We start from the raw sequence: 21,371 nt of genomic DNA on the forward strand, positions 1-21,371 counted from the left end.
TGACGCAGAAGCGATTTCCCGATGGCCGGTCATTCCAAGTGGGCGAACATCCAGCACCGCAAGGGCCGCCAGGACGAGAAGCGCGGCAAGGTCTGGACCCGCGTCATCCGCGAGATCATGGTCGCCGCGCGCCAGGGCGGGGGCGATGCGTCGGCCAACCCGCGCCTGCGCCTGGCCATCGACAAGGCCAAGGCGGCCAACATGCCCGCCGACACGATCAAGCGCAACATCGACAAGGCCACCGGCAACCTCGAGGGCGTGCAGTACGAGGAGATCCGCTACGAGGGCTACGGCATCGGCGGCGCGGCCATCATCGTCGACACCATGACCGACAACCGCGTGCGCACTGTGGCCGAGGTGCGCCACGCCTTCAGCAAGTACGGCGGCAACCTCGGCACCGAGGGCTCGGTGGCGTTCCAGTTCAAGCACTGCGGCCAGCTGCTGTTCGCGCCCGGCACGAGCGAGGACAAGGTGATGGAAGCCGCGCTCGACGCCGGCGCCGAGGACGTGGTCACCGGCGACGACGGCTCGATCGAGGTGCTGACCGCGCCGGCCGACTTCGAGGCCGTGAAGAACGCGCTCGAGGCCGCCGGCCTGAAGCCCGAGCTGGCCGAGGTGACGATGCGCGCCGAGACCCCGGTGCCGCTGGCCGGCGACGACGCCCAGCGCATGCAGAAGCTGCTCGACGTGCTCGAAGATCTCGACGACGTCCAGGAGGTCTTCCACAACGCCGAGATCGCATCATGATGGTGCTGGTGATCGGCAGCGGCGCGCGCGAGCACGCGCTCGCCTGGAAGCTGGCGCAGTCGCCCAAGGTGCAGCGCGTGTATGTGGCGCCGGGCAACGGCGGCACCGCGCTCGACCCGGCGCTGGTCAACGTGCCGATCACCGACCTGGCCGCGCTGGCCGACTTCGCGGCCCGCGAGCGCGTGGCGCTCACCGTCGTCGGCCCCGAGGCGCCGCTGGCCGCGGGCGTGGTGGACCTGTTCCGCAGCCGCGGGCTGCGCATCTTCGGCCCCACCCGGGCCGCCGCCCGGCTCGAAAGCTCGAAGGACTTCGCCAAGGCCTTCATGCAGCGCCACGGCATTCCCACCGCGCGCTACGCCACCTTTGAGGACGCAGCCCAGGCGCATGCCTACGTCGACGCGCAGGGCGCGCCGATCGTCGTCAAGGCCGACGGCCTGGCCGCCGGCAAGGGCGTGGTCGTCGCCGCCACCGCCGCCGAGGCGCACGCGGCGATCGACTTCATGCTGTCCGCCGATGCCGGCGTGGCCCACGAGGCCGGGCGCGCGCGCGTGGTGATCGAGGAGTTCATGGACGGCGAGGAGGCCAGCTTCATCGTCGTGACCGACGGCCGACAGGCGCTGGCGCTGGCCACCAGCCAGGACCACAAGCGCATCGGCGACGGCGACACCGGGCCCAACACCGGCGGCATGGGCGCCTACTCGCCCGCGCCGGTGGTCACGCCGGCGGTGCATGCGCGCGTGATGCGCGAGGTCGTCAACCCCACCATCGCCGGCATGGCGGCCGAGGGCCATCCGTTCGGCGGCTTCCTCTACGCCGGCCTGATGATCGACGCCGCCGGCAACCCGCGCGTCGTGGAGTTCAACGCGCGCCTGGGCGACCCCGAGGCGCAGGTGCTGCTGATGCGCCTGAAGAGCGACCTGCTCGACCTGCTGCTGGCCGCCACCGACACCCAGGGTGCCGGCGTGCGCGACCTGGAGCTGCAGTGGGACCGGCGCAGCGCGCTGGGCGTGGTCATGGCCGCCGGCGGCTACCCGGCCAGCCCGAGGAAGGGCGACGCGATCACCGGCCTGCCCGCGGGCACCGAGGACATGCAGGTGTTCCATGCCGCCACCGTGCGACGCGACGACGGCACGCTGGTCACCAGCGGCGGCCGCGTGCTCACGGTCACGGCGCTGGGCGAGCCGCTGCGCGGCGCCCAGCAGCGGGCCTATGCCGCGCTGGAAGGCATCCGCTTCGACGGCATGCAGTTCCGCCGCGACATCGGCCACCGTGCGCTCAAGCCGCGCTGATCGGCACCGATGACCCCCACGCCGGCCGCGCTGCCCCCGGGTTTCGAGATCACCGAACGGCCGGTGCAACTGCAGGGCAGCGCGGTGGCCCGCGCCATCCTGGCGGCCTTCGGCTGGCGCATCGTGTTCGACGGCCTGCCCGGCAAGCAGGGCGTGCTGATCGCCTATCCGCACACCTCCAACTGGGATTTCGTCGTCGGCCTGCTCACCAAGTGGGCGCTCGGCATTCCGCTGCACTTCTGGGGCAAGGACTCGCTGTTCAAGGTGCCGGTGTTCGGCCGCTGGATGCGCTGGGTGGGTGGCGTGCCGGTGGACCGGCGCGACCCGCGCGGCGTGGTCGGCGACATGGTCGAGCGCTTCCGGCGCGCGCGCGAGGCCGACGAGTTCCTGTGGCTGGCCCTCGCGCCCGAGGGCACGCGCAGCTACACCGATCACTGGCGCAGCGGCTTCCACCGCGTGGCGCTGCAGGCCGGCGTGCCGCTGGGCCTGGCCTTCTTCGACTACGCCGAGCGCCGCGTCGGCGTGGACAGCTACATCCGGCTGAGCGGCGACCCGCAGGCCGACATGGCCGCGATCGCGGCCCGACTGGCCCATCGCCGCGGCTGCCGGCCCGAGCTGGCCGCGCCGGTGCGGCTGCCCCCCAACGACGCGAACACTGCCAGTGCCAAGGAGCCCCGGCCATGAAGCGAGAAGACGCCGTCACCCAGGTCCGCAGCTGGCTGCTCGGCCTGCAGCAGCGCATCGTCGACGCGCTCGAGACGGAGGACCCGTCTGGCCGCTTCATCCGCGACGAATGGGTCAAGCCGCCGGGCGAGCGGCTGCAGGGCGAGGGCGTCACGCGGCTCGTCGAAGGCGGCGCGCTGCTCGAGCGCGGCGGCGTGGGCTTCTCCCACGTGCGCGGCCCTGCACTGCCGCCGTCGGCCACGCAGCACCGGCCGGAACTCGCCGGCGCGCCGTTCGAGGCCATGGGCGTGTCGCTGGTGTTCCACCCGCGCAACCCGCACGTGCCCACGGTGCACATGAACGTGCGCATGCTGGCCGCCGGCCATGACGGGCAGGAGCCGGTCACCTGGTTCGGCGGCGGCATGGACCTCACCCCCTACTACGGCGTGCATGCCGACGCGGTGCACTTCCACCGCACCTGCCGCGACGCGCTGGCGCCCTTCGGCGACGACAAGTACCCGCGCTTCAAGCAGTGGTGCGACGAGTACTTCTTCCTCAAGCACCGCAACGAACCTCGCGGCGTCGGCGGCGTCTTCTTCGACGACTTCTCCGAGCTGGGCTTCGAGCGCAGCTTCGCGATGCAGCGCGCCGTGGGCGACGCCTTCCTCGACGCCTGGCTGCCGATCGCGCGCGCGCGCCGCGCCGCGCCCTACGGCGAGCGCGAGCGCGACTTCCAGGCCTACCGGCGCGGCCGCTACGTGGAATTCAACCTCGTGTGGGACCGCGGCACGCTGTTCGGCCTGCAGTCGGGCGGCCGCACCGAGAGCATCCTGATGTCGCTGCCGCCGGTGGTGACCTGGCGCTACGACTGGCGCCCCGAGCCCGGCACGCCCGAGGCGGTGCTGTACGACGAGTTCCTGCGACCGCGCGACTGGGCCGGCGGGGTGGACGGGAAGGGCGCTTGAGACGCGTCGGCCTGTTCGGCGGCACCTTCGACCCGCCGCACGCGGCGCACCTGGCCCTGGCCCGGGCCGCGCGCGACGAACTGCGGCTGGACGAGGTGCGCTGGATCCCCGCCGGAGCGCCCTGGCAGAAGACGCGGCGCATCAGCGCCCCCGCGCACCGCGAGGCCATGGTGCGCCTGGCCATCGAGGGCGAGCCGCGCTTCGTGCTCGACCGCTGCGAGATCGAGCGCGATGGCCCCACCTACACCGTCGACACCGTGCGCGCCTGCGCGGCGGCCGAGCCCGGCGCGCAGTGGTTCCTGATCATCGGCGCCGACCAGTACGCCGGCCTGCACACCTGGCGCGACTGGCGCGAGGTGCTGGCCCGCACGACGCTGGCGGTGGCCAACCGCCCCGGACCGATGCCGGCGCCGGACCCCGAGGTGCTGCGCCAGCCGCACCGCGTGGTGCCGCTGCCGATGCTCGACGTGTCCGCCACCGACATCCGCGCGCGCGTCGCGCAGGGCCTGCCGGTGGACTCGATGGTGCCGCCCGCGGTGGCACGCTATATTGACCAGCACCGGCTCTACAGGGACTGAATGGACATCCGCAAGCTGCAACGCGCCATCGTCGACGGTCTCGAAGACGTCAAGGCGCAGGACATCCGCGTGTTCAACACCGAACACCTGTCGCCCCTGTTCGAGCGCGTCATCGTCGCGTCGGGCACGAGCAACCGCCAGACCAAGGCGCTCGCGTCCAGCGTGCGCGACTCGGTCAAGCGGCGCGGCATGGAGGTGATGCGCACCGAGGGCGAGGACAACGGCGAATGGATCATCGTCGACTGCGGTGCGGCCGTCGCGCACATCATGCAGCCGGCCATCCGCCAGTACTACAACCTGGAAGAGATCTGGGGCGACAAGGCGGTCAAGCTGAAGATGGGCGACACCGCAGCGCGCGGGCTGCCCAAGGCGGAGACGCCGGCGCAGGCCAAGGCCGCGGCGAAGAAGACGGCGGCGAAGAAGACCGCTGGCGGGAAGGCGGCGGCCGGCAAGGCGGCACCGGCCAAGGGGGCCTCGGCCTCCGGCCCGGCCGCCCGCAAGGCGCCCGCCGCGCGCAAGGCCGGCAGCGGCACCGCCGCGCCGAAGAGCGCACCGCGCCAGGCCGCCGCGAAGCCCTCGCGCCAGGCCGCCGGCGCGCCCGCCAAGGCCGCACCGCGCCGCAAAGCCGGCACATGAAGCTCGCGCTGGTCGCCGTCGGCCAGCGCCAGCCGGCCTGGGCCGACGCGGCCTTCGACGACTTCGCCAAGCGATTCCCGCCCGAGTGCCGGCTCGAGCTGAAGGCCGTCAAGGCCGAGCCGCGCACCAGCGGCAAACCGGTTGACGCGCTGATGGCCGCTGAGGCCGATCGCATCGAGCAGGCCTGCCCCAGGGGCGCGCGCCGCGTGGTGCTCGACGAGCGCGGCGAGCGGCGCACCACGGCCCAGCTGGCCGAGCGCCTGCGCTTCTGGCTCGGCGACGGCCGCGACGTGGCCCTGCTGATCGGCGGCCCGGACGGGCTCGACCCGCGCCTGAAGGCCAGCGCCGACGAGACCCTGCGCCTGTCGGACCTGACGCTGCCGCACGCGTTCGCGCGCGTGTTGCTGGCCGAGGCGCTGTACCGCGCGTGGTCGGTCACGGCCGGCCACCCCTATCACCGCGAATAGGCGGATGACCCACGCCTTCGTCTACCTCGCGTCGCAGAGCCCGCGCCGGCGCCAGCTGCTCGACCAGATCGGCGCGCGCCACGAGCTGCTGCTGCCCGGCCCCGACGAGGACGCCGAGGCGCTGGAGGCCGTGCGACCGGGCGAGCTGCCGGCCGCCTATGTGGTGCGCGTCACCCGCGCCAAGCTCGGTGCGGCGCGCGAGCGCCTCGCGCGGCGCCGCCTGCCCGCGGCGCCCGTGCTGTGCGCCGACACCACGGTGGCCCTGGGGCGGCGCATCCTGGGCAAGCCGGCCGACGCCGCCGAGGCGCGCGACATGCTGCAGGCCCTGTCCGGCCGCAGCCATCGCGTGCTGTCGGCGGTGGCGCTGTGGACCGGCACGCGCCGCATCGAGGCGCTCAGCCTGTCGCGCGTGCGCTTCGCCGTGCTGCCGGCGCCGGTGATCGACGCCTACATCGCCGGCGGAGAGCCGTTCGGCAAGGCCGGCGCCTACGCGATCCAGAGCGCGCTGGCGGGCTGGATCGATCGCATCGACGGCAGCCACAGCGGCATCATGGGCCTGCCCCTGGCCGAGACGGCGGCGCTGCTGCGGCGCGCCGGCGTGGCCCATACGCTGGACGGCGCGCCCGCATAGACTGCACCCATGGCCACGCAGGACATCCTCGTCAACTGGACCCCGCACGAGACCCGTGTGGCGGTGATCGAGAACGGTGCGGTGCAGGAGCTGCACCTCGAGCGCGCGCTGGAACGCGGGCTGGTGGGCAACGTCTACCTGGGCAAGGTGGCGCGCGTGCTGCCGGGCATGCAGAGCGCCTTCATCGACATCGGCCTGGAACGCGCCGCGTTCCTGCACGTGGCCGACCTGCACAACGCGGCCACCGGCGGTACCGGCCGCGGTGGCAACGGCAACGGTGCCAGCGGCGAGGCGGCGGCGCAGGTGCCGATCGAGCGCCAGGTGTTCGAGGGCCAGACGCTCACCGTGCAGGTGGTCAAGGACCCGATCGGCACCAAGGGCGCGCGGCTGTCCACCCAGGTGAGCATCGCCGGGCGGCTGCTGGTGCACCTGCCGCAGGACAACCACCTGGGCATCAGCCAGAAGATCGGATCGCCCGAGCTGCGCGAGCAGCTGCGCCAGCGCCTGAACCTGCTGGTGGGCAAGGAGGAGGGCGCAGCGCCCTACACCGGCGGCGGCTTCATCCTGCGCACCAATGCCGAGGACGCGACCGACGCCGAGCTGGCCGACGACATCGCGTACCTGCGCAAGACCTGGACCGGCATCCGCGAGCGCGCGCTGGCGTCGCCCGCGGGCACGCTGCTGCACCAGGACCTGACCCTGGCCGAACGCGTGCTGCGCGACCTGGCCAGCGACGAGACCGGCACCATCCGCATCGACTCGCGCCTGCAGTACGAGCACCTCAAGGCCTTCGGCGACGTGTACACGCCCGGCTCGGTGCGCAAGCTCGCGCACTACACCGGCGAGCGGCCGATCTTCGACCTGTTCAACATCGACGAGGAGATCCGCAAGGCGCTGTCGCGGCGGGTGGACCTCAAGAGCGGCGGCTACCTGATCGTCGACCAGACCGAGGCGCTGACCACGGTGGACGTGAACACCGGCGGCTTCGTCGGCGCGCGCAACTTCGACGACACGATCTTCAAGACCAACCTCGAGGCGGCCGGCGCGATCGCGCGCCAGCTGCGGCTGCGCAACCTGGGCGGCATCGTCATCGCCGACTTCATCGACATGACGCGCGAGGACCACCAGCAGGCGGTGCTGGCGGAGTTCCGCAAGCAGCTCGCGCGCGACCGCGTGCGCACCACGGTGAGCGGCTTCACCCAGCTCGGCCTGGTGGAGATGACGCGCAAGCGCACGCGCGAGAGCCTGGCGCACCTGCTGTGCGAGCCGTGCCCCACCTGCGACGGTCGCGGGATCCTCAAGACCGCGCGCAGCGTGTGCTACGACATCCTGCGCGAGGTGCTGCGCGAGGCGCGCCAGTTCGACCCGAAGGAGTTCCGCGTCGTGGCCAGCGCCGCGGTGGTGGAGATGCTGCTCGACGAGGAGAGCCAGCACCTGGCCGGCCTGTCGGAATTCATCGGCAAGCCGATCTCGCTGTCGGTGGAGCCGTCGTTCACGCCGGAGCAGTACGACATCGTGCTGCTGTAGCCGCCCGTTGCCCCGCCGCGGCCCGCCACCGGCGCCATGCCAGCGGCGCGAGCATGCCGCCGAAGGCCATGCCCAGGGTGAAGACGAAGGGCTGTGGCAGGTCTGGGCCCAGGCCCGCCAGCCGCGCCGCCAGCACGCACCACAGCGGCATGGTCAGCCCCATGACGGCCAGTTCCGCCAGCGCCGATCGCCAAGGGCGGCCGTTCCCGGCGGGGTGCCTCCATTTGTTGCGCGAGGGCAGCCCGAGACACAGCAGGCCCATGGCCAGGAAGGACCAGGTCCACACCTGACCGAGGCCTTCGATCCACAGCGCAACGGCCCGGGACGGCGAAGCCACCGGCGCACTGCAGCGGTCGAGCCACAGCACGACGTCCAGGCTCTGCGCGTCGGCCCAGGCGGCCGCGGCCAGCAGCGCCGACGCGACAGCGGCGCGCCGGCCCCGGCTCATACGCGCACGATGCGATAGATCGCGCTTTCGAGGTCCGACGAGAAGTAGATCGTGCCGTCGCTGCCGACGGCCACGCCGGTCTGCAGGTAGCAGGGCGGGCCAGCGGGCGACTGGGCCCCGATCGGCAGGCCACCCGCGATCTCGGTGACCGCACCGGTGGCGACGTTGATCGAGACGATGCGCTGCCGGCCCACGTCCGCGACCACCAGGGACCCGTCGCGGGCCAGTGCGATGCCTTCGGGCCCCGTCAGGCCGGTGGCGATGCGCTGCGTCGCGCCCGTGGTGGCGTTGACCCGCGAGACGGCGCCGGCGGCCCACTCGGTGACGAAGTAGGACGTGCCGTCGTAGGCCAGGCCCACCGGCGTCACGAGCCCGGTGGCCAGCGCCGTGCGAGCGCCGCCGCCGGCGGGGACCCGGGTCAGCTGACCGAGCGCGAGTTCGGCCACCACCAGGGTGCCGTCGTTCTGCCGCACCGCGTCGTGCGGCGCCGTGAAGCCGTTCTGCAGGAACACCGTCGCCCCCGTGCTGCGGTCCATCACCTGCACCGTGCCGGCGAACCAGCTCGACATCACGATGTGCGTGGTGCTGGCCGTGACGCTGGACGGATAGGGCAGCAGGTCGGCCACGGGGCGCGCGATGTCCGTGACGGCGCCGGTGCGCGGGTCGATGCGGCGCAGTGCGAAGAAATCGGCGAGGTAGAGCGTGTCGCCGCCGCTGCCGGTGCCCAGGGCGAGCCCGGCCGCGGTGGACAGGGTCGACGCGGTGAGGGTGCGCACCGTGCCGCCCAGGCCGGTGGCGACCGTGTAGTTCTCGTAGATCTGGATGCTGTTGTCGGAGGGGTTGGAGATGTGGATGCGGTCCTGGGCGTCGATCGCCAGGTTGTCCAGCCCCTTCTTCAGCTGCGGCTGCTGGGCCGCCACGCTGACCTGCCGGGTGACCGCGTCGATGCGCACCAGCTGGCCGCGCGCCACGTCCACCACCCAGATGTTGCCGCGCGAGTCCAGGTTCACCGCGCCGGGCGTGCCCAGTCCCGAGGCCAGCGTCGTCACCGTCACCGGCGTCGTGGACACGTCGATCGAGACCACTTCGCCCCGGTTCCACAGCGGCCCGTACAGCAACCCGTTCGGCCCGAACTGGAAGCCGTTGAGACCGGCGGTGCCGATGCCCGGCGGCGCGGAGTCCAGGTTCTGCGCGATGCGCGTCGCGGCGCCCGTCGCCGGGTCCACCTGCCACAGTGCATCGGCCAGGAAGCACTGGCTGACGAACAGCCGCCCATCGGGGTGGAAGGCCAGGGAGTTGATCCCGGGCAGCGTGGCATTGAGCGTGCTGGCCGTGCCGTTGGCGCGGCGCACCTGCAGCTGACCCAGCAGCAGGGAGGTCCAGAAGATGTCGCCATTGGGGGCCACGGCGATGTCGTCGGCCATGCCCGAAGGCTGACCGGCGGCCGTGGCGGGCCCGAAGAGCCGGGTGGCGGCGCCCGTGGTGCGGTTCACCTCGAACAGGCCCTGGCCGAGCACGGTGCCGGCATACAGGCGCCCGGTGGCGTCGAAGGCCATGCCGTTGATGCCCTGGAACGGCGAGCCGCCGGTCAGCCGCTGGACCAGCCAGGCTTCGTCGTCGGAGCCGCCGCAGGCGGCCGACAGGGCACCGGCTCCCAGGGCCATCAGGTAGGCACGTCGGTTCATGATCATGTTGTCCTCCTCCTGCGGCGCGTCCAGCGCCCTGTGGGTCGTGTTCGCAGCGCCGATGGGCTGCGCCTGTGGGTGTCAGTCGCCGGACGGCGAGCAGCAGTTGCCGGGCAGCACCGGGGCCTGCACGCCGCTGTGCGCGCAGCAGCCGCCCTTCCACCACCTCGCGCCCTCGCCGCGGCAGTACTTGTCGTCGGCGCCGACCATGTGCATGAACATCGGGTGGTAGTTGCGGCAGACCTCGAGTTCGGTCTTCACCCAATGCAGCGGATCGCGCGCGTAGTGGTCCCAGTAGTTGCCGGCCATGTTGATGCCGGGCACGGCGGGGTTCCAGCTCTCGTCGAGCCAGAGGTCCGCGTTGCCGTACTTCGCGCACAGCTTGCGGATCGCGGGGTCGTCCAGCGCGAGCAGCCGGCCGTTCTCGATGATGTTCTCGTTGTCGCCCGAGCGCTCGACGCTGTAGGTCGGGAAGTACAGGTGCAGGTGCCAGTGGCCCACCGGGTGGCCCATGCGGGCGGCCTCGCGCTCGGCCATCGACGAGATGATGGTGCCGAAGCCCATGTGGATCACACCCGAGCGCACGCGCTCGTACAGGCAGTTCACGAAGCCCGACGGGAAGTCCTTGCGCGGCCGGTGGATGTGCGGGTTGGTGCCGATCGAGGCCTCCCACCAGTACATCAGGCCCTTGCCGGGGAAGGTGGGGTACTGCAGGTGCTCGGTCTGCTGCATCAGCGCGCGCAGCTTGTTGCCGAACTCGCCGCCGGCGTTGATCTTCGTGATCTTGGAGTTCTCCACCACCAGCTGCGTCCAGTCGCATGGGGCGATGTGGTTGGTGGTGCCCGCGATGACGCCGCAGCCGTCCTCCTTGAACGGCAGGAACATCCAGGGCCGGCCGGTCACGTGGCCCGGCAGGTAGGTCTTGCCGAAGTGCTCGTTGCCGCGCCACGTGGCCGCGGTGAGGTCGGGGTGGTAGAACTCGCGCCGCTCGTCCCAGTAGTCGTCGTGGTTCGTGAACTCGATGTCGGTGCCTTCGGGGTCGACGATGCGGGCGCGCCGGGCGGTGCGGATGCGGTCCCAGGTCCAGCGGTCGATCGCGTTGATCACCTCGATGGGCATCGCATGCGCCGGCGACGCCAGGATCTCGGGCGTGATGAACGGCATGCGCTGGATCTTGATCAGCCGCTCGGCCAGCACCGGGCCGCCGTAGCCCATCAGGATCTTGTCGTACTTCTGCTTCTTCTCCTCCTCCTCCCACATGTCCATCCACTCGGCCAGTTCCTTGGTGCGGAACAGGTAGTAGTCGACCTCGTCGGCGCCGACCCAGGGCTTCACGGGTCCCCGGTCGATGCGCAGGATCTCGTAGCGGACCTTGTAGCGCTCGAGGATCTTCTGGCAGGCGCGGATGACGAGCTCGCTGTGCCAGTTGTCCACCCGCAGCAGGACGCGCTCGCCTTCCTTCAGGTCCCAGCAGGCGTTCAGGCCATGGTTGTAGGGCCGGCGCGCCACATGCTCCAGGTACGGCAGCAGCTGGTCCTCGTGGCTGATCTCGACGAAGGGCGGGCAGCGCGGCTTGCGGCTGTCCAGCAGGGGCGGCGTCGCATGCCGGGGCAGGCCCGGCGGCGGCAGGGGAGGCAGGTCGAAGGTGTCCATCCTGAACGGGGCTTGGGGCAACGGGGCGTGGGGGGGCAGTTCAGTCCACGGTGGCGCCGGAGCGCTTGACGGCCGCGCCCCAACGCTGGATCTCGCTTTGCACGAAGCGGCCGAGCTCGGCCGAGGGCAGCGGGGCGGCCTCGGCGCCGCGGTCCTGCAGCTGCTTGCGCAGCTCCGGCGAGGCCAGCGCCTTCTGCACGGCCGACTCCACGCGGGCGATCACCGCCGGGGGCGTGCCCTTGGGGGCGAACACCGCGTCCCACGCGCTGACATCGAACCCGGGCACGCCGGACTCGGCGATGGTGGGCACGTCGGGCATGGCCTGGACGCGCTGCGCGGTGGACACGGCCAGGGCCCGCAGGCGCCCGGACCGCACCTGCGGCGCCGCGTTGGGCATGATCTCGATCATCACGTCCACCTGCCCGCCGATCAGATCGGTGATGGCCGGCGCGCCGCCGCGGTACGGGATGTGCACCACCGCCAGGCCGACCGTGGACTTGAGGATCTCCATCGCCAGGTGCGACGTGGTTCCATTGCCGGCCGAGCCGTAGGTGAACTTGCCGGGCTTGGACTTCAGCTGGGCCAGCAGCTCGGGCATGGTCGTCGCGGGGAAGTCCGGCCGCACCACCGCCAGCGTGGCGATGCGGGTCAGGCGCGACACCGGCTCGAAGTCGCGCGCCGGGTCGAAGCCCGTCGACTTGTACAGGGTGTGGTTGATGCCGAAGGTGCCGTTGGTGCCGTACAGCAGGGTGTAGCCATCGGCGGGCGCCTTGGCCGCGGCCTGCGAGCCCACGTTGCCGCCGCCCCCGGCGATGTTCTCGACCACCAGCGGCTGCCCCAGCTCGCGGGCCACCTGTGTCATCACCAGACGGGCCAGGATGTCGCCGCCACCGCCCGCCGGGAACGGCACGATCAGGCGGATCGGCTTCGAGGGATAGGGCGCCGCCGGCTGGGCCTGGGCCCCGATCCCGGCCCCGAGCAGGCCGGCGGCCAGGGCCAGTGCCATCCGGCGTCGCGCCGGCGAGTTCTTTGCTGTCGACATGGGACTTCCTGATGGGGTGTGGAGGGCTGTTTGCATGCATTGTCTTTGATTTAGATCATCAAATCAGAGTGGTAACCCTTGATTGCATGCATTCATGCGTGGTAGCTGCTCGTTCCAGTCCGGGTCTTGATCCACAATCCGGACATGGCATCCCAGATCGACCGTGTGTCCGCGGCGTTGCGCCAGCGCATCCTCAGCGGGCAGCTGACGGCCGGCGAACGCGTGCTGGAAGTGCAGTTCGCGGCCGAGCTGGGCGTGTCCCGGACCCCCCTGCGCCTGGCGCTGGAGGAGCTCGAGCGCCAGGGCCTGCTGGAGCGTCTGCCCAAGCGCGGCTTCAGGGTGCGCGGCTTCACCATCGACGCGGTGTCGATGGCGATGGAGGTGCGGGGCGTGCTGGAAGGGATGGCGGCCCGCAAGGTGGCCGAAGCGGGTGCGCCCACCGCCACGGTGCGCGAACTTCAGGAATGCGTCTGGCAGGGCCGCGAACTGATCGACAAGGCCCGTCGTGATGCCGCTCCCGTGGACACCGACGGCTGGGCCGCGATGAATGCCCGGTTCCACGGCGCGCTGGTGGCTGCGGCCGGCAACTCGGCGCTGACGTCGGCGCTCGAGCACATCGGCCGCACGCCGATGGTCTGGCCGGGGGCGCTGTGGGTCAGCGGACACAACGCCACGCTGGAACTCGACTTCGTGGAGCGCGCGCAGCGCGACCACGACGACATCGTGCGCGCCATCGAGGCCAAGGAGGGCGCCCGGGCGGACTTCCTGATGCGCGAGCATGCGCGCCGCAGCGCCGAGAACAAGCGGGCCCTGGCCGCGGCCCTGCAGGTCGACGCGGCGGCGATCACGCTGACGCGGGCGGTGCCGAGCCTCTAGCCGCAGGGACGGTGACAGGACGTTCGTCGCGTCCTGCCCCGGGCATGTACGGCGGTCACGGCGGTGGGCGACCGGGTCGTGTCAGTCGGACCGGACCGTCAGCGATTTCAGCCCGCGCAGGTTGATCATCGGCCGCCAGGCCGGCTTCCGGTCCTCCAGCGTCAGGGTGGGGAAGCGCCGCAGTAGCGTGTCGAACGCCACTTCGGCTTCGAGCCGCGCCAGCGGTGCGCCGACGCAGTAGTGGACGCCGCCGCCGAACGACAGCTGGGGGTTTACCGCGCGGCCGATGTCGAATCGCTCCGGCGCGTCGAACACGGCAGGATCATGGTTGGCGGCGCCGATCAGGCAGTAGAGCACCTCACCCGCAGGCACCGTGACGTCGTCGATATCCCAGGGCTCGACCGTGGTGCGCGCCACCATATTGACCGGGCTGTCGTAGCGCAGCATCTCGTCCACCGCGCACGGCAACAATGCGGGTTCGCGCCGCAGCCGGGCCAGTTGATCGGGATGCTGAAGCAGTGCCAGCAGGCCGTTGCCCAGCAGGTTGGTCGTGGTCTCGTGGCCCGCGATGAACAGCAGCACCAGGTTGGCCATCAGCTCGTCGTCGTCGAACCGGGGGTCGTCGCGCTGTGCCGCGAGCATGCGGTCGAGCACGCCCCGGCCAGGGGCCGCGCGGCGCCGCGCCACCTGCGCGCGCAGGAAGTCGCCGAGGGCCGCCACCGCCTCGGCGCCGCGGGCGCGCTCGGCACGGCTGGCCAGCGGCTCGACGACGCAGGCCGCGGCGTCCGACCAGGCCTTGGCCTGCTCGAAGTCGCCCCCGTCGACGCCCAGCATGTCGCAGATGACGCGGATCGGCAGCACCTGCGCGAAGCGGGCCATGAAGTCGAACGGCTGCGCGTCGGGCAGGGCATCCAGCAGGCGCTGCGCCGCGGTCTCGACGGCGTGGCGCAGGTCGCGCGTCGCGGCCGGCGTGAACGCCGCTGACACGGCGCGGCGCATGCGGGCGTGGGTGTCGGTGTCATTGAACAGCATGAAGCGTTCGGCGGCCTGCTCCAGCGCCGAGCCGGCGCCGAACGGGCGCAATGCGGCATAACCTTTGCTCCGCCTCGGGTCGCGGCTGAGATGGCTGCTCTGCATCGCGCGCCGGCAGTCGGCATGGCCGAGCAGCAGCCACAGGCCCTGCGTGTCGCGGTGCACGCGGCCACGCTCGCGCAGCCCGCGTGCGTGGTCGCGCGGACGCAACAGCCAGGCCGGGTCGCGCAGGTCGGCCACGTCGCGGGCCAGGGTCGGGATCGGCCGGGCTGCCTTGGGCGCCGGGGCGATGGTGTCGGTGTCGGGGTTCATCGGGCCTCCTTGCCGGTCGGCGGCGGCGCGGGAGTCCGGCGCCGCCTCGTGGCGTGCGGCGTCATGGTCAGGCGGCGGGTCGCCGTGCGACAGTCGGCGCCCTACGGTAGCGGGAGCCCGGAGCGGCGCCGCGACTACGGTAGAAGGCGGTACACGTGGGCCCGGCTCACCGCTTCGGAGCGGTTGCGCGCGCCCAGGGCAGCCAGCGCCCGGGCGACGTGCATCTCCACCGTGCGCGGGCTCAGGCCGAGGTCGCGCGCGATCTCCTTGTCGCCTCGCCCGCGTGCCACCTGCGCCAACACCTCGCGCTGGCGCGGCGTGAGCTGTGGCAGGGCCTGCGGGGCATCGCCATCCTCGCGCGGCAGCGCGGCGAGGAACTGCGACATCTCGCGCTGCAGCGTCGGCCAGCCGGCGTCGGTGTCCAGCGGGAGGTGGTTGCGCCCGGGTACCTGCACCCAACGGGCGCCGGGGATCAGCGACGCCACCAGCTCGCCCTCGCGCGGCAGGATCATCGAGTCGCCGGCCACATGCATCACCAGTGTCGGGCAGCGCACCTGCGGCGCGTCGGTGCGCGCGTCGAGCTCGAAGAACGCCTGCATGTAGCGCGCAGCCATCGGGCCGCTGACGCTGTGCCGATGCAGCGCGTCGTAGTCCTCCAGCACGTCCGCCGGTGCGGCCGGCAGCAGGTGGGCCGAGAACAGCCTGCGGAAGTTGCTCGCGTCGTGGCCCCAGCCCAGCTCGGCGATGCGCACCATTTCGGCGAAGACGGCCTGCGACTTGGGCGACAGGCCCTGGTGGAAGACGCCCCGCACGAAGCTGGCATACAGCACCAGCGCGCGCACCCGCTCGGGGTGGCGCACGGCGTAGCGGATGGCGATGGCGGCGCCCTGCGAGATGCCCAGCAGCACGAAGCGCTGCTGTCCGCTGGCGTCGGCCACGGCCTCCAGGTCGCGCACCCAGGCGTCGAGCGAGACCTCGTCGACGTCGCGGTCCGACAGGCCGCAGCCGCGAGCGTCGTACCAGAGAAGGGTGTGGTCGCGTGTCAGCGTGTCGACCCAGTGGCGCGAGGATCTCAGCTGCGAGTCCGCCTGCACGTTGCCGAGCCAGTTGGCGGCCTTGATGATCAGCGGCCCCTGGCCCGCGGCGCGCAGGGCCAGGCGCACGCCATCGGCGGTGCTGCAATAGCCGAGCGCGTCGGCGGTCGTGTTGGGCATGGCGCGGATCGTGGCGGTGCGCCCGGACACCGCGGCGTCGCCGGTCAGCCCTGGGGCCCGGGCACCCACTGCCCGTCCACCAGCACCTCGTTCGGGCCGAACTGGGTCTTGTAGGCCATCTTCGGGCTGGCGCCGATCCAGTAGCCGAGGTAGACGTGCGGCAGCTGCAGCGTGCGCGTCTGCTCGATCTGCCACAGCACGCTGTAGGTGCCGTAGCTGGTGCCGGCCTCGGGCTCGTAGAAGGTGTAGACGGCCGACAGCCCGTCGTCGAGCACGTCGAGGATCGACACCATCTTCAGCGCGCCCAGCGTCTGGCCCTCGGCGGCCGGTTCGCGGAACTCCACCAGGCGCGAGTTGACGCGGCTCTGCAGCAGGAACTGGGTGTACTGGTCGACGCTGTCGTGGTCCATGCCGCCGCCGGCGTGGCGCCCGCTCTGGTAGCGCAGGTAGAGCTGGTAGTGCTCGGGCAGGAAGCCCAGGCGCAGCACGCGCGCCACCAGGTGCGAGTGCGCCTTCCAGGCCCGGCGCTGGCTGCGCGTGGCCTGGAAGCCGGCCACCGGCACGCGCAGCGGCACGCAGGCGCGGCAGCCGTCGCAGTGCGGGCGGTAGGTGAACATGCCGCTGCGGCGAAAGCCCGCCGCCACCAGGCCCGAGTAGGCGTCGGCGTTGATCAGGTGGCTGGGCGTGGCCACCTGGGACCGCGCCATGCGCCCCGGCAGGTAGCTGCACGGGTAGGGCGCGGTCGCATAGAACTGCAGCGACGCGAGCGGAAGTTCCTTGAGGGCGGTCATGCGGCTTGGGCACCGGGCGCCAGCAGGGGGTCCCAGTGCGACGGATCATAGGTCCATGCGGGGGGCGGCGGGGCCCCCAGGTTGAGGGCGAGGTGGCGCTCGAACGCGGGGCGGGGGATCTCCCGGGCACCGAGGCTGGCCAGATGCCGGGTGGCCTGCTGGCAGTCGATCAGCTCGATGCCGTGCCCGCGGCAGAAGGCCACCAGCGCCGCCAGCGCGATCTTCGACGCGTCGGTGGCATGCGAGAACATCGACTCGCCGAAGAACATGCGGCCGATGCCCACGCCGTACAGGCCGCCGACGAGCCGGCCGCCGACCCAGGTCTCCACGCTGTGCACGAAGCCGGCGCGGTGCCATGCGCGGTAGGCGTCGCGCAGCTCCGGCACGATCCAGGTGCCGGGCTGGCCGTCGCGCGGGGTGTCGGCGCAGGCCCCGATCACCGCGTCGAACGCGCTGTCGAAGCGGATCTCGCAGCCCGGCGTGGCCAGGAAGTGGCGCAGCGTCTTGCGCAGCGACCGGTGCAGGCGGAACTGCGCCACCGGCAGCACCATGCGCGGGTCGGGTGCCCACCACAGCACCGGCTGGCGCGGGCCGTACCAGGGGAAGATGCCGTGGCGGTAGGCCTGCTCCAGGCGCCATGGGCTGAGCGTGCCGCCGCCGGCCAGCAGGCCCGGCGCGTCGGTGCCCGGGCCCAGCGCGTCGCGCGTGGGCGGAAACGGCGTGCGGTCCTGCGGGTCGTCGGGCAGCCAGGCGATCACCGGCGCGTCAGGCCACGCGGCCGAACCACCACACCGACAGGCCCGCGGCCAGCAGCATCAGCAGGGCGCCCACGCCGGCGAACAGCGCGGTCACCTCGGTTTCCTTCTTCTGCGAGGTCAGGCGCGCACCGAGCGACTGGTACACCTTCTTCAGGTCGAGCGCGGTGCCGGCGTAGAAGTACTCCGCGCGCGTGGCCATCGACACCTGCTTGAGCGTCTCCTCGTCCAGGCGCACGCGCATGCTCCAGCCGTCGAAGCCGATCGTGTCGCCTTCCTTGGTGCCGATGCCCACGGTGTAGACCTTCACGCCGCGGTCGGCCGCCATGCGCGCCGCGTCCATCGAGTCCGGGCCGGTGGTGCGCTGGCCATCGGTGAGCAGGATGATCGCCGCCGACGCATAGCTGCCGGGCTCCACCGGGGTGAACTCCTTCTCCTTGGGCTGCTCGCCCAGCGCGCGGGGCATCGTGCGCGCGCCGGTCACCTGCGACAGGTCGATGCCGGCGTCGGGGAAGATCGCGGCCAGGCTGAGGATCAGGCCGCTGCCGATGGCGGTGGCGCGCTGCAGCTGGAAGCGGTCGATCGCGGCGATCACCTCCTCGCGCGACAGCGTCGGCGGCTGCACGATCGCCGCCGTGCCGGCGAACGACACCACGCCCACGCGCACCGTGCGCGGCAGCTCGGCGATGAAGGCCTTGGCCGCGTTCTGCGACGCCACCAGACGGTTCGGCTCGACGTCCGTGGCGCGCATCGAGCCCGACACGTCCATCGCGAGGATCACGGTCTGCTCCACCAGCGGCAGCGTGATCACCGCGGTGGGCCGCGCGCCGGCGACGATCAGTGTGGCCAGCGACAGCAGCATCAGCACGGGCGGCACATGGCGCCGCCACAGGCGCTGGTTGCCCATGGCCTCCTTGACGATCGACAGGCTGGACCACGCCACCGCGGTGCGCTTGCGCCGCCGCAGCAGCCAGACGTAGCCCGCCACCAGCAGCGGCAGCAGCAGCAGCAGCCACAGGGCTTCTTCCCAGATGAAGTTCATGCAAGCCTCCGGGTCAGGGGCAGGGCGCCGGCGGCCATGCGGCTGCGCTGCCGCCGCGCGTCCACGAACGCCAGGATCGCGTCGGCGAGGTCGGCGTCGGTCGCCAGTTCGAGGGTGTCCACGCCGGCCCGTGCCAGGGCCGACCGCAGCTCGGCCTCGCGCCGCTGCGCCGCGGCCTCGAAGCGCTCGCGAAAGCCGCGCGCGCCGGTGTCGACGAAGATCTGCTCGCCGGTCTCGGCGTCCTGCATCAGCACCAGGCCCAGCTCGGGCAGCGTCATCTCCAGCGGGTCGAACAGGCGCACCGCCACGACGTCATGCCGCTGGGCCAGCCGCGCCAGCGGCGCTTCCCAGCCGGCCTCGCTGATGAAGTCCGACACCACGAACACCGTCGAGCGGCGGCGGATCGAGGGGCGCGCCCGGTCGATGAGGTCGGCCAGGCGCGTGGTGCCGGCCGCGGCCGCGGCCTGGCGGGCGCGCATGCGCTGCATCATGTGCATCACGTGCAGGCGGCCGCTGCGCGCCGGCAGCACGGTGTCGATCTGGCTGCCGTACATCACGGCGCCGGCGCGGTTGCCGTGACGCAGCACCAGGCTGGCCATCACGCCGAGGAAGGCCTCGGACACGTCGCGCTTGCGGCGCTGGGAGCCGAAGTCCACCGACGCGCTGAGGTCGAGCAGGAACCACGCCGTGAGGTCGCGCTCCTCGAGGAACTCGCGCACGTGCGGAACCGACAGGCGCGCGGTGACGTTCCAGTCGATGTGACGCACGTCGTCGTGCAGCTGGTACTCGCGCAGGTCGGCCAGGTCCACGCCGTGGCCGCGGAACAGGGTGCGGTAGTCGCCCTGCAGCGCGCCGTCCAGGCGCTTGAGCACGGTCCACTCCAGGCGCTGCATCAGCGCCTGCACCGACGGTTGCGCGACCGGGTCGACGTGGGCTTCAGGCATGGACTTCGCGCACCGATTCAGGCATTGGCGACCGCGCGCTCGTGCGCCAGCGGGCGCGGCGGCGCCGGCAGCGACTTGACCACGCGCTCGATGAAGGTGTCGGCGGTGAGCCCGTCGGCCAGCGCCTCGTAGGTGAGCGTGACGCGGTGGCGCAGCACGTCGGGCACCAGGTCGAGCAGGTCCTCCGGCAGCACGTAGCTGCGGCCGCGCAGGAAGGCCAGCGCGCGGGCCCCCTCGATCAGCCAGATGGTCGCGCGCGGGCTGGCGCCGAAGGCGACGTACTTCGCCAGGTCGGCCTGGCCCACCTTGGCCGGCTCGCGCGTGGCGGCCACCAGCTTGACCGCGTAGGTGATCAGCGCGGGGTCGACATAGGCATTGCGGCATTCGCGCTGCAGCTGCGCGAGCTGCTCGGTGGTCACCACCGAAGCCACCTCGATGGCCGGGCCGATGACGCGCTCGACGATGACGAATTCCTCGTCCTCGGTCGGGTAGCCCACCAGCACCTTCATCATGAAGCGGTCCACCTGCGCCTCGGGCAGCGGGTAGGTGCCCTCGGTCTCGATCGGGTTCTGGGTGGCCATCACGAGGAAGGGCTCGGGCACGCGGTGCGTCTGCCCGGCGATGGTGACCTGGCGCTCCTGCATCACTTCGAGCAGCGCGCTCTGCACCTTGGCCGGCGCGCGGTTGATCTCGTCGGCCAGCAGCAGGTTGGTGAACACCGGGCCGAGCGTGGTGCTGAAGTCGCCCGTCTTCTGGTTGAACACGCGCGTGCCGACCAGGTCGGCCGGCACCAGGTCGGGCGTGAACTGGATGCGCTTGAACTGGCCCGAGAACGACCGCGCCAGCGTCTTGACGGTCAGCGTCTTGGCCAGGCCGGGCACGCCCTCGACCAGCAGATGGCCCTGCGCCAGCATCGCCACCAGCACGCGCTCGAGGAACTTGTCCTGGCCCACCACCACCCGCTTCACCTCGTAGAGCAGCTGCTCCATGAGGGTTCCGGACTGGCTGGCTCCGATGCGGTCGGTCATGGATCGGTCTCCTGTGGGGTCAGAAAGGCGGCAGGCCCGCGGCCTGGGCGGCGTTCTCGATCGGCACGGCGAAACCGATGCCGACGAAGAAGCGCTCCTGCGTCGGGTTGTAGATGGCGGTGACGATGCCCACCACCTCGCCGTCGTCGGTGACAAGCGGGCCGCCCGAGTTGCCCGGGTTGGCGGCGGCGTCGAACTGGATCAGGTTGGTCAGGATGCGCTGGCCCTCGGGCGAGCGGAACTCGCGCTTCAGGCCCGACACCACCCCATGGCTCACCGACGGCCCGATGCCGAACGGGAAGCCGACCGCGGTGACATGGTCGCCCGGGGCGAGGTCGGCGGTGGAGCGCATCGTGGCGGCCTGCAGGTCGTCGGGGATCCTGCGCGCCTTCAGCACGGCCAGGTCGTTCTGCGGCTGCAGGCCGACGATGTCGGCGTCGGACTCCAGGCCGTCGGCGAAGATCACCTTGATGCGTTGCGCGCCGTGCACCACATGCAGGTTGGTCAGGATGGTGCCGTTGTCGACGATGACGACGCCGCTGCCGACGCCGCGCTCCTCGGGCTCTTCCGGCTCGGGGCCGACCTGCGGCTTCGCGCGTGGCGCCTTGGCCGACTTGGGGTCCTTGGCGTCCTTCGGGTCGGTCTTGGGCTGCGGCCGCGAATAGCCCACCACCTTGACCACCGAGCCGCGCACCGCCGCGTAGGCCTTGGCCGCCGGCGAGGGCAGGGTGGTCTTGGACAGCGTGTGCAGCACCGCGCGGTCGATGTCGCGCTGGGTCAGCGGCTTGGGCAGCAGGCCGGCGCCGAACTGCCAGGCCAGCACCGCCAGCATGCCGAGCAGGGCCAACAGCGGCAGCATGCGGCGCAGACGCCGCCGCGGGGCGGGAGCGGCTTCCACCGCGGGCCCCGGCGTGTCCGACGGGCCGGGCGTGGCGGCAGCGGGCGCGGAAGGCGCAGCCGGCGACGCGGTCCGGGCTTCGGACCGGCGGGGGGCGCTGTACAGCGGTGCTCGCTTCATGGCTGGACTCCTGCCGCGTAGTCGCCAC

22 protein-coding genes are annotated in these 21,371 nt (G+C 72.0%); 10 read left to right on the forward strand and 12 right to left on the reverse strand.

Features of this window, described 5'->3' with window-relative positions; translation table 11 throughout:
• Positions 1-21 precede the first annotated feature (21 nt).
• From AC2EAQ_RS00450 to rng, 9 genes are read left to right on the forward strand one after another with little or no spacing between them, the layout of a single operon-like run.
• Positions 22-747 carry a YebC/PmpR family DNA-binding transcriptional regulator gene (locus tag AC2EAQ_RS00450; RefSeq protein ID WP_484639699.1) on the forward strand — a complete coding sequence of 242 codons (726 nt, stop codon included), beginning with the start codon at positions 22-24 and terminating at the stop codon, positions 745-747.
• Entirely contained in the window at positions 744-2,036 is a 1,293-nt protein-coding gene (gene purD / locus AC2EAQ_RS00455) for a phosphoribosylamine--glycine ligase (RefSeq protein ID WP_484639700.1), read from the forward strand. Before AC2EAQ_RS00450 ends, purD begins: the two co-directional genes overlap by 4 nt.
• 9 nt (positions 2,037-2,045) lie before the next feature.
• Positions 2,046-2,720 carry a 1-acyl-sn-glycerol-3-phosphate acyltransferase gene (locus AC2EAQ_RS00460; protein WP_484639701.1) on the forward strand — a complete coding sequence of 225 codons (675 nt, stop codon included), beginning with the start codon at positions 2,046-2,048 and terminating at the stop codon, positions 2,718-2,720.
• Positions 2,717-3,664, forward strand: coding sequence for an oxygen-dependent coproporphyrinogen oxidase (hemF, locus tag AC2EAQ_RS00465; protein WP_484639702.1), 948 nt, complete (start codon positions 2,717-2,719; stop codon positions 3,662-3,664). Before AC2EAQ_RS00460 ends, hemF begins: the two co-directional genes overlap by 4 nt.
• On the forward strand, positions 3,661-4,242 hold the full coding sequence (gene nadD, locus AC2EAQ_RS00470; protein WP_484639703.1) for a nicotinate-nucleotide adenylyltransferase: 582 nt from the start codon (positions 3,661-3,663) through the stop codon (positions 4,240-4,242). Before hemF ends, nadD begins: the two co-directional genes overlap by 4 nt.
• Positions 4,243-4,878 carry a ribosome silencing factor gene (gene rsfS / locus AC2EAQ_RS00475; protein ID WP_484639704.1) on the forward strand — a complete coding sequence of 212 codons (636 nt, stop codon included), beginning with the start codon at positions 4,243-4,245 and terminating at the stop codon, positions 4,876-4,878.
• The gene (gene rlmH / locus AC2EAQ_RS00480) at positions 4,875-5,345 is read left to right on the forward strand and encodes a 23S rRNA (pseudouridine(1915)-N(3))-methyltransferase RlmH (RefSeq protein WP_484639705.1); all 471 of its coding nucleotides are present in this window, start codon (positions 4,875-4,877) and stop codon (positions 5,343-5,345) included. Before rsfS ends, rlmH begins: the two co-directional genes overlap by 4 nt.
• Positions 5,346-5,349: 4 nt before the next feature.
• Entirely contained in the window at positions 5,350-5,976 is a 627-nt protein-coding gene (locus tag AC2EAQ_RS00485) for a Maf family protein (protein WP_484639706.1), read from the forward strand.
• Between the two features lie 9 nt (positions 5,977-5,985).
• Positions 5,986-7,503, forward strand: a complete 1,518-nt coding sequence (gene rng, locus AC2EAQ_RS00490; protein WP_484639707.1) for a ribonuclease G — start codon at positions 5,986-5,988, stop codon at positions 7,501-7,503.
• Here the strand turns inward: rng and AC2EAQ_RS00495 are convergent.
• The 4 genes from AC2EAQ_RS00495 to AC2EAQ_RS00510 form a co-directional block, all read right to left on the reverse strand.
• Positions 7,469-7,951, reverse strand: coding sequence for a hypothetical protein (locus AC2EAQ_RS00495; protein WP_484639708.1), 483 nt, complete (start codon positions 7,949-7,951; stop codon positions 7,469-7,471). The two genes, rng and AC2EAQ_RS00495, sit on opposite strands and share 35 nt — an antisense overlap.
• Positions 7,948-9,636, reverse strand: coding sequence for a Vgb family protein (locus AC2EAQ_RS00500; protein WP_484639709.1), 1,689 nt, complete (start codon positions 9,634-9,636; stop codon positions 7,948-7,950). The genes AC2EAQ_RS00495 and AC2EAQ_RS00500 overlap by 4 nt, the downstream gene beginning before the upstream one ends.
• Before the next feature lie 81 nt (positions 9,637-9,717).
• Positions 9,718-11,289: a hypothetical protein gene (locus AC2EAQ_RS00505; RefSeq protein ID WP_484639710.1), complete on the reverse strand. Its 1,572-nt coding sequence runs from the start codon at positions 11,287-11,289 to the stop codon at positions 9,718-9,720.
• Positions 11,290-11,329: 40 nt separating this feature from the next.
• Positions 11,330-12,331, reverse strand: a complete 1,002-nt coding sequence (locus AC2EAQ_RS00510) for a Bug family tripartite tricarboxylate transporter substrate binding protein (RefSeq protein WP_484639711.1) — start codon at positions 12,329-12,331, stop codon at positions 11,330-11,332.
• A 144-nt stretch (positions 12,332-12,475) separates the two neighbouring features.
• On the opposite strand from AC2EAQ_RS00510, the gene AC2EAQ_RS00515 reads away from it, so the two are divergent.
• A complete protein-coding gene (locus AC2EAQ_RS00515; RefSeq protein WP_484639712.1) occupies positions 12,476-13,207 on the forward strand; it encodes a GntR family transcriptional regulator in 732 nt (243 codons plus the stop codon).
• Positions 13,208-13,288: 81 nt separating this feature from the next.
• On the opposite strand, the gene AC2EAQ_RS00520 is transcribed toward AC2EAQ_RS00515, so the two are convergent.
• From AC2EAQ_RS00520 to AC2EAQ_RS00555, 8 genes are all read right to left on the reverse strand, one after another.
• Positions 13,289-14,551, reverse strand: a complete 1,263-nt coding sequence (locus AC2EAQ_RS00520; protein ID WP_484639713.1) for a cytochrome P450 — start codon at positions 14,549-14,551, stop codon at positions 13,289-13,291.
• 134 nt (positions 14,552-14,685) lie between these two features.
• Positions 14,686-15,765, reverse strand: a complete 1,080-nt coding sequence (locus tag AC2EAQ_RS00525) for an alpha/beta fold hydrolase (RefSeq protein ID WP_484639714.1) — start codon at positions 15,763-15,765, stop codon at positions 14,686-14,688.
• Between the two features lie 44 nt (positions 15,766-15,809).
• Positions 15,810-16,556, reverse strand: coding sequence for an arginyltransferase (locus tag AC2EAQ_RS00530; protein WP_484639715.1), 747 nt, complete (start codon positions 16,554-16,556; stop codon positions 15,810-15,812).
• Positions 16,553-17,314 (reverse strand): leucyl/phenylalanyl-tRNA--protein transferase, encoded by a 762-nt coding sequence (gene aat, locus AC2EAQ_RS00535; protein ID WP_484639716.1) that lies wholly within the window; start codon positions 17,312-17,314, stop codon positions 16,553-16,555. Before aat ends, AC2EAQ_RS00530 begins: the two co-directional genes overlap by 4 nt.
• Positions 17,315-17,321: 7 nt before the next feature.
• Positions 17,322-18,353, reverse strand: coding sequence for a VWA domain-containing protein (locus tag AC2EAQ_RS00540; RefSeq protein WP_484639717.1), 1,032 nt, complete (start codon positions 18,351-18,353; stop codon positions 17,322-17,324).
• Positions 18,350-19,297 (reverse strand): DUF58 domain-containing protein, encoded by a 948-nt coding sequence (locus tag AC2EAQ_RS00545; protein WP_484639718.1) that lies wholly within the window; start codon positions 19,295-19,297, stop codon positions 18,350-18,352. Before AC2EAQ_RS00545 ends, AC2EAQ_RS00540 begins: the two co-directional genes overlap by 4 nt.
• A 17-nt stretch (positions 19,298-19,314) precedes the next feature.
• Positions 19,315-20,325, reverse strand: coding sequence for an AAA family ATPase (locus AC2EAQ_RS00550; protein ID WP_484639719.1), 1,011 nt, complete (start codon positions 20,323-20,325; stop codon positions 19,315-19,317).
• Between the two features lie 19 nt (positions 20,326-20,344).
• Complete coding sequence (locus AC2EAQ_RS00555; RefSeq protein WP_484639720.1) at positions 20,345-21,343, reverse strand: S1C family serine protease; 999 nt, start codon at positions 21,341-21,343, stop codon at positions 20,345-20,347.
• Between the last annotated feature and the right edge of the window lie 28 nt (positions 21,344-21,371).

The organism is Aquabacterium sp. T101, assembly GCF_057219775.1.